Source organism: Pseudoduganella rhizocola, from assembly GCF_045984285.3.
Classification (GTDB): Bacteria; Pseudomonadota; Gammaproteobacteria; order Burkholderiales; family Burkholderiaceae_D; genus Rugamonas.
This window is the reverse complement of sequence record NZ_JBJQIK030000021.1, coordinates 1-12,909: the sequence shown is the minus strand read 5'-3', so window position 1 is coordinate 12,909 and position 12,909 is coordinate 1. Positions and strand designations below refer to the sequence as shown.

The 12,909-nt window shown below is 65.0% G+C and carries 5 protein-coding genes; all 5 read right to left on the bottom strand.

The window, feature by feature from the left end; translation table 11 throughout:
- Window positions 1-8,880, bottom strand: an 8,880-nt coding sequence (locus tag ACJRPG_RS24630) for an NBR1-Ig-like domain-containing protein (RefSeq protein ID WP_408002755.1), incomplete at its 3' end; no start/stop codon positions are given.
- Between the two features lie 366 nt (window positions 8,881-9,246).
- Window positions 9,247-9,756 carry a hypothetical protein gene (locus ACJRPG_RS24625; protein ID WP_408002754.1) on the bottom strand — a complete coding sequence of 170 codons (510 nt, stop codon included), beginning with the start codon at window positions 9,754-9,756 and terminating at the stop codon, window positions 9,247-9,249.
- Window positions 9,749-10,501 carry a hypothetical protein gene (locus tag ACJRPG_RS24620; RefSeq protein WP_408002753.1) on the bottom strand — a complete coding sequence of 251 codons (753 nt, stop codon included), beginning with the start codon at window positions 10,499-10,501 and terminating at the stop codon, window positions 9,749-9,751. Before ACJRPG_RS24620 ends, ACJRPG_RS24625 begins: the two co-directional genes overlap by 8 nt.
- The gene (locus ACJRPG_RS24615) at window positions 10,482-12,119 is read right to left on the bottom strand and encodes a GspE/PulE family protein (protein WP_408002752.1); all 1,638 of its coding nucleotides are present in this window, start codon (window positions 12,117-12,119) and stop codon (window positions 10,482-10,484) included. The genes ACJRPG_RS24620 and ACJRPG_RS24615 overlap by 20 nt, the downstream gene beginning before the upstream one ends.
- Window positions 12,116-12,909: type II secretion system F family protein (locus ACJRPG_RS24610; RefSeq protein ID WP_408002751.1), on the bottom strand; the 794-nt coding region annotated here is incomplete at its 5' end. The genes ACJRPG_RS24615 and ACJRPG_RS24610, both read right to left, overlap by 4 nt.

Below are 12,909 nucleotides of genomic sequence, written 5' to 3'. Positions count from 1 at the left end.
GCGGCCGCAGCTCTTGCCCAGGGCGCAGTGGCCCGAGCCGTCGCTGTCGTACACCCAGCGTGCCGCCAGGTCTTTCTCGTTGCGTGCCGTCATGCGGCCCAGCGCATCGTATTCGAAGCGCGTGCCGATCTGCGGCGAGGCCTCGCGCTGCACCGGCGACATCTGCTTCCATACCTGGCCCAGCGGGTCGACCTTGTACTCGATCAGGCCCAGGTCGGGATCCTGCAGCGCGGTTTTGCGGCCCAGCCCGTCGTACCCGATGACCGTCACGTTCCCCAGCGGGTCCGTAACCTTGCTCAGGTTGTTCCATGCATCGTATTCATACACGGTCTGGTTGCCGAGCGCATCGGTGGCCAGGGCCAGGCGGCCCCACAGGTCACGCTGCTCGGTGTGGGTGCGGTTCAGCGCATTGGTCTGCACGGTGACGGGACCGTGGTAGTCGGTCTTGCTGCGCTGGGGCGTACCGAGCTCGTCCAGCGTGTTGGTCTGGATAACACGGTCCAGGTCGTCGTACTGCAGCGCTTTCTGCAGCTGCGAACCGGCCGGTGCGCCGCTGGCACTGCCGGCTTCCTCCCCTGGACCGATAAAGCGCGGCCAGTAGTGGAAGGCCGGACGGCCGCGGCCGTCGTACCGCACGTCGGTGGCCACCATGCGGCCATCCAGGCTGTAGCCCACCGTGCGCAGCACGTGGCCCGCGCTGTCGCTGTAGCTCAGCACCGGTGCGGCGGTGCGCACCGTGCCGTTGTCACGCATGCTTTCCTGCACCGTGACCATGGCGGCCTCCGGCGGGCAGGCGGCGGTACAGCGTTTGTAGAAGGTCCAGGTTTCACGGCCGTCCGGCAGGCGCATCATGCGCGGCCGGCCAAAACCGTCCACGCCCCAGCTGGTCAGCAGGCCATTGGCGTCGATGAGGCCCAGCCGGGCGCCGGTCGTGCTGTCAAAGCTCAGCAGCTCGCTGTGGCCCAGGGCATTGGTCTGCGAGGCCGGGAAGCGCCCCTTGCTGTCATAGAGCACCTGCGTTTGAAGGCGTTGCTGGCCGGTCTGCGTGACCGGGTCCAGCCATTCCAGCGTGGTGCTGGCGACGTTGCCGAAGCCGTCTCGGCCGTAGGTGGTTTTCAGGCGCAGCGCGGCGTCACCGTTCTCACGGGTCTCGCTTTCCAGGCGGCCTTTGGCGTCGTAGCTGAAATCCATGGTGCGGGCCAGCGGCACACCGCCGCTGGTGCGGGTTTCGGTGCTGTTGCGCAGCTTGCCCAGTAGCCAGCTGTCGGCAAAGTTGTCGAACGTGCTCGTGCGCAGGACGGTCCAGGAGGCGCCGCCACCCTTGCTGGTCGAGACGCTGCTCTGGGTGATATTGCCCCACACGTCGGGCACGCCGTTGACGCTGGCTACCGTCGCTATCTCGCTATTGTCGAGGTCGCGCTGCTTCAGTTCGCTGCTGGCGACATAGGAGATGATGGTGCTGCTGCCATTGGCCTGGGGGATGCTTCGGGTGGCGCGCACGTCAGTCTGTGCCGCCAGCACCACGCCGCCCGCGCTCACCGAGGTGGAGGCGCGCAGGCTGCCGGCATGCGGCCAGGCCTGGTTGAACCATTGGGTGGTGACGATGTTGGTCGTCAGGTCGGTACTGCGCACGCGGCCGAAGCCCAGGCTGCCGCGCCCTGCCGGATCGGCCGCCAGCGCGGCGTAATCGTAGCGCGTGTCCTGCCAGCCGCCTGGACCATTGTCGCGGCGCACCAGCCTGACCAGCGGTGTGGACGGATAGCTGCGCTTGCCGCTGCGCAGCGGCTGGCCGTCCGGCCCGGCGGCTTCAGCCGCATACACCTGCGGATCGCCGGCCAGGCCGTACTCGATAAGGGTCTGGCGGCCCAGGCCATTGGTAACGCGCACCAGCCGGTCCAGTGCCTCGCCATCGGCGGCCTGGTTGGCGGCGCTGTGCACGCGCCAGGTGCTGCCGCCCACATAGGTCACGATATCCGGTTTGCCGTCGCCGTTGAAGTCGCCCAGGAACATCGAGCGCGTGCGGGTCAGCTCGCCGGCCAGGCGGCCGCCGTTCACCCGCAAGCTGTCGCGCGTGCCGTAGAAGGTGGGGCCGGTCCAGTCCTGGCAGCTGTGCGCCGAGGCGTCGCCGCCAAGGCGGCACAGGCGGTAGCCCGGCACGTTGTCGATGTTCCACGTGTCCACGTTCGGGCGCAGCACATCGGGCACGCCATCGCCGTCGAAATCGGCCACCGTCATCACCAGGTGGTCCACCGCCGGCGCATCGGTTGGCGCCAGCGTGCGGCAGTCGGCATTGCCGTCGCCCTTGGAATAGCAGACGTGCGAGCTGTAGCCCGTGGGCGTGCCCTGGAAGGAGCTGAGCTGCGCGGCGCCGAACACCACGTCGGTATAGCCGTCCGCGTTCATGTCGGCGGTCAAGGTGCCGCTTTCCGGCGGCGGCATCACCATCGTCTGCTGGTTCGGGAAGTGGAACCATTCGCCCCACAGCTTGACCGCCCCCGGCTCGGTTTCGCCATAGACGTGAATCGAGCCCTGGCCATCGACGCCGTTCGATTCGCATACCCAGACCAGGCCGGTTTCTTCGGGTATGTGCTGGCGGCTGCACTTGCCCAGCAAGATATGGTCGGCGCGGCCGTCCGCATCCATGTCGGCATACACGCTGCCGGCCGGGTGCATGCGCTCGTCGCCCGCGCCGAAGGAGATGTCCTCCTTCGTTTTCGCCGCCGGCTGGCAATTGAAGCCGCTGCCGGTGGACAGGCACTGGTAACGCGCGTCGACCCACGGCACCTGGCGGTCGCCGGTGCGCAGGAAGAGGTCGTCCTTCCCATCGTTGTTGAAGTCCTTGACGGCGCGGGCCGGCAGCGGCGGCGCACTCAGGTCGGCCGCCGTGGTGGAGCCCGCCGGGAAGCTGATCGGGGTGTTGCAATCGAAGCCCTGTGCCGTGCGCAGGCGCCCCCAGCACATGCGCCAGTTCGATTGCGAATACGTCATCGGGTCTTCACTGGCGACCAGAATATCGGTGAGGCCGTCGCCGTCGAAGTCGCCGGCTTCCATTACGGCCAGATCCACACCGGCCGGGAAAGGCGTGCTGATGTTCCAGCTGCTGCCGTCGGCCGAGGATTCATAGAGCCGCTGTTGGTAGCCGTTGGCGGAGGTGCGGTAGCGCTCGATGATGTCGCTCTTGCCGTCGCTATTGAAATCGGCCACCAGGATCGTGCTCAGCGCCGTGGTCGTGGTGCTGAAGGCGCCGCCGGGGTTCTCCGGCGCCGTGCCCAGTGCGCCCAGGTCGGGGCCGGTGCGGTCGCCGCCCAGCGGCGCGAAAGTTCGCGCGGCACCGTTGGACGCGCCCCAGCTGAAGCTGGTTTTCGCAAGGCAGGCGTTGCTGCGGTCGCAGGCTTGCAGGCTGCTGAGCAGGCTGCGTCCGCTGCTTGGACTTTGCTGGTATTCCAGTGCATAGCGCAGGCCCTGGACGCCACCGCTGCCGTCCGCCGCCGTATCGGTGAAGGCAGTGATGGTCTTCAGGCGGACGCCCGCGCGGGCCGGGGTGCCTGCCACGTAGCTGGCGCGGCCATCTGGCCGCAGCTCGTATTCGAAGCTGACGCGGGCGTAGTGCGGGCTGCCAGCCGCCGTATTGCCGCCCCAGCTCACCTGCTGCAGCGTGCTCTCGCCGCTCGCCGGATCCTGGCTGTAACGGTAGCTGATGGTGTTGCCGCTGCGGTCGGCACGCTGGTTCAGGCGCCAGCTATAGGATGCATCATCGGCGCGACCGATGCCCTTGACCAGGCTGTCTTCCGTATGGCCATAGCTCAGCAGCTGGCCGTCGCGGGTTTCGACATCGAAGCGATAACGCTCGCCATTGCGGGTGGCACGCACGCGCACGAAGCTGTCGGCCTCGGTGCGGTATTCGGCGCCATTGGCCCAGTAGGCCGCATCGTTGGCACTGTCGCCATTGACCAGCACCAGGCGCTGCCCGTCCAGGCACAGCCGGTCGACCGGCTGCACGGTATACGGACTTGTGGTGTCGGGTACATTCACCTGGCCCACGGATGCGCTGAAGCGCACCGAATCGGAGCGGCCATCGGTGGCTACCGTTTTGCCGCAGCGCTCAATGGACGACAGGCCGCCGATACTCCAGCCGGTACCGGCGATGCCGGTCGTCATGCCGCTGCTGTAGTTCAGGCTCAGTTGCGGCTGCAGGCCGCCGCTGCCCGGTGGCAGCTGCAGTGCGACGCTGTATTGCGCACTGCCATCGGGCGCGGCAAGCACTTCGCCCGGCAAGGTTCCCGCTTCCGGCTCAGCCAACGCCGCCGGCGGCGGCACCGTGACGGGGGTTGGCAGCGGCGAGGTGCTGCCCTGGCCGGGACTCACCGTGAAGGGCGCCGGCGGCGACGCCGCGAGTTCAGCTCCAGCACCGTCATACAGGCGGGCCTGCATGGTGAACGCCCCTTCCTGCGTCGGGGTCCATACGGCACTCCAGGTGGCGCCGTTGGCTTGCGCATCAATCAGCGCACTGCCGACTGCCGTACTGGCCGTGCTGGCCGAAGCCACTTTCATCGCGCTTTTTGCGCTGCGCTTCAACTGTGGCGCCTCAACGCCCTGAATGGCAAACTTGACCGAATGTCCGGCAGGTATCGGCCCGCTCAGCACCGTTTTCAGCGTGGCGGGCTGGCCCAGAATGAGTACGCTGCCCGGCGCCGGCTGCAACGCCCCGGCAACCATGCCCGCATCCATATAGAACAGGCGCTCTTCCGAGATGACGATCTGGTCGGCATAGCGCACGCGTGCGTAGACCCGGTATGGCTCGAAACGCGAAGCCAGGCCCTCCTTGCTGGCCGAGTAAGCGCCTGCGCCTTCGGCCACGCCGGAAACCCATATGCCGTCAACATTGAACGCCACTTCCTCGGGCGTACCGGCAATGCCGCTGACCGCGGCACGCAGGAAGGCCGGTGCCGGATGGCGGTAGCGGTCCTGGTTGCTTGCTGCTGGCGAGGTCAAACCGATGCGCAAGCCATCCGGCAGGCGGCAGCTGAAATCTTCGCACGGCAAGACGAGCTGTGCGCCATCGCTGGCACGCGCCACCACATAAAGCGGTGCGCGCGGATACTGGCTGGCGGCCGCGGCCAGGTCGATGACGAAATGGTGCGATGCATCCGGCGTATGGCAGCTGGCGCGAACGGCCGCATCGCCCAGTTCGGTGGCCGTGTTCGCCGTGCCGCTGCTGACAAGGGTCCCTCCCAGCGCGGGTGGCGCATTGACGTACATTTCATACTGCAATGCTTCAACGGCGCCGTCGCGGCAGGCCCAGCCTACCAGTTGCAGCTGCTGGGTGGCATTCGAGCGCACACCGGATACCAGGCCCAGCAGCGGGCTGTCGGTCACGTTGATCAACACGGGCTCGGCCTCGCCGACCGTGCCTGCGTTGTCGGTAGCACGCAACATGAAGCGGTAGCTGCCGGCTGCAAGTGCGATAGGGCCGTCCAGGCTAAGCGATGCCTGGGGGCCGTTTGCGCTGCGTACTGGCGTGGTGCCATAGCCGCTGCCCGTATCCTGGAACAATTCCAGCTTGCTCAATGGGCTGGCTTCATTGGCCGCGGTAGCGCTGGCCGCCAGCGTGATGTTTGCCGCTTGGCCCGGCGCCACGCGCACATTGCGCGGGCTGGCGCTCAGCGTGGCAGTCGGCGCGGGACGGCGCGTGACCGCTATTTGCTGTTCCGTACTCGGTGTCCCAAACGCGGCCAAGGCGGTATCGAGCATCCGCCATTGCATTGCATACGTTGCGGGCTCGGCAGGGGCTGTCACATCAAAGGTGAAACTTGCTTCCGCCTCTGGCGCGACGGCGGCGGCCAGCGGAATCCGGGCAACGCCCCAGCGCTGATTGTCCTCTGGATTATCCGCCATCAGCATCACGGCGCCCGGCTGCCAGGTCGTGGTGCCGGTATTGCGCATCGTGATAGTTATGCTGCGCTTCTCATTGGTATACAAGTTGCTGAGCGGGGTCTGGCTGACAAACTCCGCAGCATTGCCGCGCACCGTGATCTGCACAGGCTCGCTGTCCACCAGGCCTGATACATTGTCGAGCGCTTTGACGGAGAGCGTTTGCGTGCCTGGCGGCAGCGGTATCACCAGGTCGAAAGTATCGGCATCGATAATCCGCGAAATCTTGCCATTCACCAGCAGCAGCAGGCGCGTTATCGCACCATCGCCCGGCGTTGCATGGCCTTGCACGCGCACCTGCGCGAAACCGCTCGCATCGGTATCGAACATGCTGCCTTCGGCCGGCGAGTCCACGTAGGCGCGCGCCACCCCACCAGTGACGACGACATTGGTGACGGTGGTTTTGGTGCCGAATGACTCCACGCCTTCACGCATCATTTGCCACTGGAATGGCTTCGTCCCTGACGACGGCGGCGCGGTGACATTGAACGAGAACGTTACCGACCCGTTTGGCGCCACCGAGGCTAGCGGCAGCGGCACCTTATCGATGCCCCAGTGTTTGGCGCCATCGACCGCGCCCAGCATATAGCCCTCCGCAGCCGTCCAGGTGGTCGTGCCCGAGTTACGCATACTGATCGTGACCGGATAGCTCTGGCCCGCCGTCATCGCCGTCGGCACGGCGCGGCTGACGTAGGTCGCATTGTTCGCCAGCACGGTGACCGTGGTGCTTACCGTGCCGGTCACGACCTGGCCGAAGTTATCGGTCGCACGCAGTTTCAGCACGTAAGTACCAGGCAGCAGGTCAACCTCCTCATCCAGCGTGCCACTGTTGCCGCTCACCACCAGTGTTGTGTTGTTCAATACTTCCAGCTTCGTGATCGCACCGCCCTCGCCGGCTGTCGCCGTGGCCTGGAAGCGAACGCGGGCCTTGCCGCCGATGGCGACAATCTTCTCTCCCGCTACCGGCGCAGTGAGTACGCCCACGGTGGGCGGCAGCGGCTTGACCACCACTGCCACATTCGTTGACGGGTCGCCGAACCATTCGCGGCCTTCCTGCAGCATCTGCCACTGGAAGTTGTAGGTGCCCGGTGTCGTTGGCGCCGTGATCGGCAGGCTGAAGGTGACTTGCGTACCAGGATTGACGGTCGCCGTCGGCATCACCCGGTTGGCGCGCCAGATAGTGTTGTTGGCCGGATTCTGCGAACCGAGCGCATAGCTGTCCGGCGTGCCGGCGGCCGCCGGCACCCATGGCTTCGCGCCATCGTTCTTCATGGTGATGCTGATGGTGTAGGCCTTGCCCACCTGCATGGAGGCCGGCACATTATGGCTGACGAAGCTCGCGTCGTTGCCTTTCACCGTCACGGTAATCTGCGGCGAGTAGCCGACCACCCCCCAGTTGTCGGTCGCCTTGAGCCTTACGTAATTCGTGCCCAGGCTGAGCGGAACAGTCTGGTTGATACTGCTGCCCTCCACCGTGGCCAGCACGGTGGAGCTGCGCAACACTTCGATGGTGCTGATGGTTGCAGCAGTGCCTGGCGTTGCGCTGCCCTGGAACAGGACATTGGCGATGGTCCCGCTTGGCAGGTCGATGATCTGGCCATGGGTCGGCGTGGTCAGCGTGACCACCGGCAGCGGCCGCGCCACATTGACCGAAATACTGGTCTGCGTTCCGAACAGTCCGCGCGTGCTGTGCCGCAGCCGCCACTGGAACGGTTTGGTGCCCACGTCGGGCGGCGCAGTAATCGTTCCGCTAAACACCGTCGTGCCGTTCGGCGCCACCGTTTGCGTCAACGGCATGCTGCTGAGGCCCCAGATGGAATTGTCGACAGGATTGACAGCGACCAGCTCGACTTCCCCCGGTTCCCAGGTAGTGCCGCCGGAATTGCGGAAGGTCAGCGTGACGTCATAAGGCTGCGACGGCACCATGGTCGTGGGGACCGTATGCGACGACAGGCTGCCGTTATCGGCGACCCCCTTGATTACCAGTGGAACTTGAGTGTATTTATTGAATGAGTCCGTAGCGCGGACATAGGCAGTAAAGGTCGTCGCGCTTGCCTCTTTCGTCTCGTCGTACACATCTCCAGCCACACTGTCCCATTCGGTATACGTTTGGGTACTGGAGTTATAAAACAAGAGCTGAAGCTTGGTGATCGTCGCGATCCCCGTAGGGATAGCGGCAATCTTGATCGGCACCTGGATCTTGCCGCCAACACCGATGAAAACCTGGTCAGTTTCCGGGCTGATGATATTGATTGTAGGCGCAGCGCCAGCGGTCGGCACATATTGGTTCGGTGTCGGCTCACCGATATACCTGTTCTCGCTCAGCATCAGCATCTGCCATTGCAAGTTTTGGTAACCGCCTTCCGCCGGCGGGTAAATCGTCCCCGTGAAAGTGCCGTTTGCTCCGGGCGCAACATTTGCGGTGAGCGTGAGGCGATTGATTTTCCAGGTAAGGTTGTCTACGGGGTTGATCGTCCCCATCTTGAAGTCTGCCGTGGTCCAGGGCATATTGCCGGTATTCTTCATCACGACACTGATTCCGCGCGCACCAGTCACCGAGGTCAGCGCTGTCTGCTGAACAAATTCTGCGTCGTAGCGTTTCGGCTCCACCGTCACCACCACGGGGTCACTGCAAGCGCCGAACCAGCCTGCAGTGCTATGTTGCAGGCACCACTGCATGCCATAGGTTCCAGGGGCCGGTGCGACAATGCTCGCACTGAAGGCGCGCGACGCATTCACCGCCACCGAGTATCCCGTCGGTATGGCGATCTGGGAGACCGGCCAGCCGGGATTGCTCGGCATTTTCGCTGAAACGGCCGTTGTCCAGGTCGTCGTGCCTGTGTTCTTGAACGCGACGGACACCGTGTAGCGCTGGCCTTCTACCATCGTCGCGGGAATGTTCTGCGACACGAAAGTCGCATCGTTGTCGGCCTTGGCATTCTCAGCCAACAGTAGTGCCAGCAACAAAATCAGCGCTTGAATGCCACGGCTGAGAAGGTGGAAGCTGCGGCGCGAAGACAGATTAAACATAGTCACAGACAAGTAAGGACGCAAGGAGGCCTGCCGCACCAGTGAGCGCAGCAGAAGTTCAGTCAGGGAAAGAGATTTGTTAGCCGGGCCGCAATTGGCGGCGCCAGTGGAAATATCGGGATGGCGAGCGCAGATAGCTGTTCATAAACACCTCGGATAACCGGACCGCTGCTCGCCTGGCGGCCCATCACAAAATCATCGAGCCGATGGCTCAATCCATAGACCAGATTTTGCCCTAAATCAACTATCTACAAACTCTCGAATACTCACAATCGGTAGTTTTTTTTACCGGAGCTGGCCGCGCAGTTCGAAAGTCACTGTTGTCAGTGCACCGCTGACCTTGTTCTTTTGCTGGGCCAGGTAGACCTTGCTGAACGCCGGCTGTGCGGACAAGGCTTCAACGTAGGCAAACAGCGCGGGCAGGTCGCGCGCTTCGCCACGCAGCGTGATGCGCCGCGCGGATTTGTCGGGTGCGAACTCCAGCAGTTCGATCTTGTCGCTGCTGGCCTGCTCGATGGCGAGGAACACCGGATACCAGGCGAAGGAACGCTCGCTGTCCAGACTGGCCCAGCGGCGCTGCACGTCCAGTTCGGCGCGCGTGGGCACGGGCGCCGGTTTTGGCTTCAAGGCCTCACGCCGCTGGGCGATGCGCTCGTCGATCAGCGACTGGGCCTCATGTGCTTGCCAGGCCTGCGTGGCAAGCACTGCGGCGCCCGCGAGCAAAGCGGCGGCAAGCAGCCACAACACACCACGATAGCGAGGCCGCGGATTCAGATAATGGCGAAGCTTATGCATGGACATCCCAGTAGTGCAGTGGCAGCGGCTTCAATGCTGCTTCAGGTGCTGCGGCGCTGATCGCCGCACCATCCAGCTCGCCGGACACGCGCCAGGCCACCACCAGCTCTGGCGTGCCGGCCATCAACGCCTGCCGGCGCAGCAGGCGCTGCAGCCCTCGTCCATCGCCGCCCGCGGGCTGGGCATCATATGCCGCCAGCCGTCCGCTGCTGAAGGACAAGGCGGCAGCACGGCCGCCCTCTTCCGTTACTATCCACGCCCGCCCTTTGCCGAGTGCCCGGCGCGGCGCCCAGTATGCGGCGGCGGAAACCGGCAGCACGGTGCGCAGGCGGCAGCCATGCTGCCGCGCGATGAATTCAAGCTGTGCCAGCCAGGCGGCGGGACAGGCGATGCCGAGTCCCAACTCGCCGTAATGGCGGAAGGCCGTGGTGCAGGCCCAGTCCTCGTCCAACGGCAGGCCGGCGTGGGTGAAGGCAGCAAGGGCATACGCATGCCGTTCCGCTTCGGTACGCAACTGCTCCTGCCACGCCAGGCCGACGATGCGTGCCACCGTGTCGCTGGCGATGATATCCACACGCGCTCCGCGTACCGGCGCTTGTCCCAGCAGCGTATCCAGCGCCGCGGCGAGCACCCCGGCATTGGCTTCGCCGCTGATATCGAGAGGCGTCACCTGGGCGCGCCGCCGCAGCCAGCAATGGCCAGGGAACAGGCCCACGGTAATCTGCTCAGGCCACAAACGTAACACGGTTCACCTCCTGCAATGTGGTGTGGCCCTCGCGCGCCAGGTCGAGTGCCACGTCGCGCAGGAAGCGGGTGCCCTGCTGCCGCGCCTGTTCCTTGAGGGCCCGGATCGAGGCGCGCGCCACGATCATTTCGCGGATCTCGTCGGTCAGGCGCAGCACTTCGGCGATGGCGCGGCGGCCCTTGTAGCCGGTGCCGCGGCAGTGCGTGCAGCCGCGGCCGGCCATGAAGCGGAAACTGGCGGGATCGTGAATGCCCGATTCGGCCAGCAGCGTGGCATCCGGCTCGACCGGTTCCGCGCAATGGCTGCAGTTCTGGCGCAGCAGGCGCTGTGCCACCACGCCGGTCAGCGAAGAAACGAAGTTATAGGGATCCACGCCCATGTGCATGAAACGGCCAATCACGTCGAAGGTGTTATTCGCGTGCACCGAGGTAAACACCATGTGGCCGGTGAGCGCCGACTGCACGGCGATCTGTGCGGTTTCGGGATCGCGGATTTCGCCGACCAGTATCTTGTCCGGGTCGTGGCGCAGGATGGAGCGCAGCCCTACCGCAAAGGTCAGGCCTTTCTTCTCGTTCACCGGGATCTGCAGCACGCCGGGCAGCTGGTACTCGACCGGATCTTCGATGGTGATGAATTTATCCTCGCCGTGATTGATTTCGGTAAGCGCCGCATACAGCGTGGTGGTTTTGCCGCTGCCGGTCGGTCCGGTGACGAGCATCATGCCGTATGGCTCCGCCGCCAGGCGCCGCAGCAGCTGGATGGTGCGCTGGTCGAAACCCAGCGAATCCAGCGTCAGGCGCTGCACGCTGTCCATCAGGGCCTTCTTGTCCAGCACCCGCAGCACCGCGTCCTCGCCGAAGATGCTGGGCATGATGGAGACGCGGATATCGATATCGCGCCCTTTCGAGCCCACCCGGAAGCGGCCGTCCTGGGGAACGCGCTTCTCGCCGATATCGAGCTCCGCCAGCACCTTGATGCGGGCGATTGCCTGTTCCGCCAATTGCGGGTTGCTGACCATGGCAATGCGGTTCAGCACACCGTCGATGCGGAACTTGATCAGCAGGCCCTGCGGCAGCGTTTCAAGGTGGATATCGCTCGCTTCCAGGCGCAGGGCATCGAAGACTGTCGAATTAATCAGCTTCACCGCCGGACTGGCCTCGCCCTGGATTGCTGTCAGCGTCAGTTCGCCGCTGGCGTCGCGTACTGCTTCCACCAGCACTTCTTCACCGACCGCGTCGGCTACGGCGCTGAAGCTGGCCTCATGTGATTCGAGCTGCGCCTGCACCAGGACCGGATCGGCCAGCCACAGGCGCTCAATGCCTTTGCTGCCGAGCCAGCTGCCCAGGGCCGGCAGCAAGGGCAGGCCGATGACCGCCAGCGGCCCATCTGCATCCTCCGCCACCAGCAGCAGGCGCTGCAGCATTTCGCCGTAGTCGGCGCGGCCGAAGGCCGGCACCATGGCCTTGAGCGCGGTTTCATCCAGCACGGGATAGGCCAGCAGCTCCGCGGCGGCGGCCAGGGCCGCGCCGCGCTCCATGGCTTCCTGTGCGCTCAGGGCATCGAGCCAGCGCGGGTCGCGGCCGTCACCCAGGGCCGCGGCGAGATTCAGAGTGGTCATACGATATTGGCCAAATCAAATATTGGGCTGTACAGCATCAGGACAATGGCGCCCACCACCAGGCCAATGCCCAGCATCAGGACCGGCTCGATCAGGCGCCCGGCGGTATCGATCCAGATCGCCGTTTCCTGGTCGTAGAAATCGGCCACGCGGCCCATCATCTCGTCCAGGTTGCCGGACGATTCGCCTGCCACCAGCAGGCGTACCGCCACTTCGGTGCTCAGGCCACAGTTGCGCAAGGCGGTGGACATGGCAATACCTTCGGCCACCAGCTGCACCGCACGGTCCAGGTTGCCGTGCAGCGCGGCCGGCAGCGAAGCCTTGGTCATGCGCATGGCGGCAAGCACGCTGACGCCGCTGTGCAGCAGCATACCCAGCGTGCGGTAGAGACGGGCCAGCTGCAGCACCTGCAGACGCTGGCCGAGCCAGGCTGTGCCCATCAGCCAGCGATAGGCGGCACTGCGCGCGGCCGGGTGCACCACCAGCAGTACGATCATCGCCGTAACGGCCGCCATGCCGCCCCAGGCAAGCAGCTCGTTGTTGCGCACGAACGTGCCCCACCACTGCACGAACCCGGCCTCGCCATTGCGCATGGTGCCGGCATCTTCATACACGGCGCTGAAGCGCGGCAGTACATACAGCATGAGGAAGCCAATCACGAGGAAGCCCACGCCCAGCAGCACCGCCGGATAAGTAGCTGCAGCCCGCACCTTACTGCGAATCTCATCCACCTGCTGCTGATACTGCATGTAACGGCGCACCGCGGCGCGCAAGGTGCCGGTGGTTTCGC

Bases quoted from the DNA above. Each gene is read 5' to 3' on its own strand.
- ACJRPG_RS24615 (WP_408002752.1), bottom strand. From the start codon at position 12,119: ATGACCACTCTGAATCTCGCCGCGGCCCTGGGTGACGGCCGCGACCCG.
- ACJRPG_RS24625 (WP_408002754.1), bottom strand. From the start codon at position 9,756: ATGCATAAGCTTCGCCATTATCTGAATCCGCGGCCTCGCTATCGTGGT.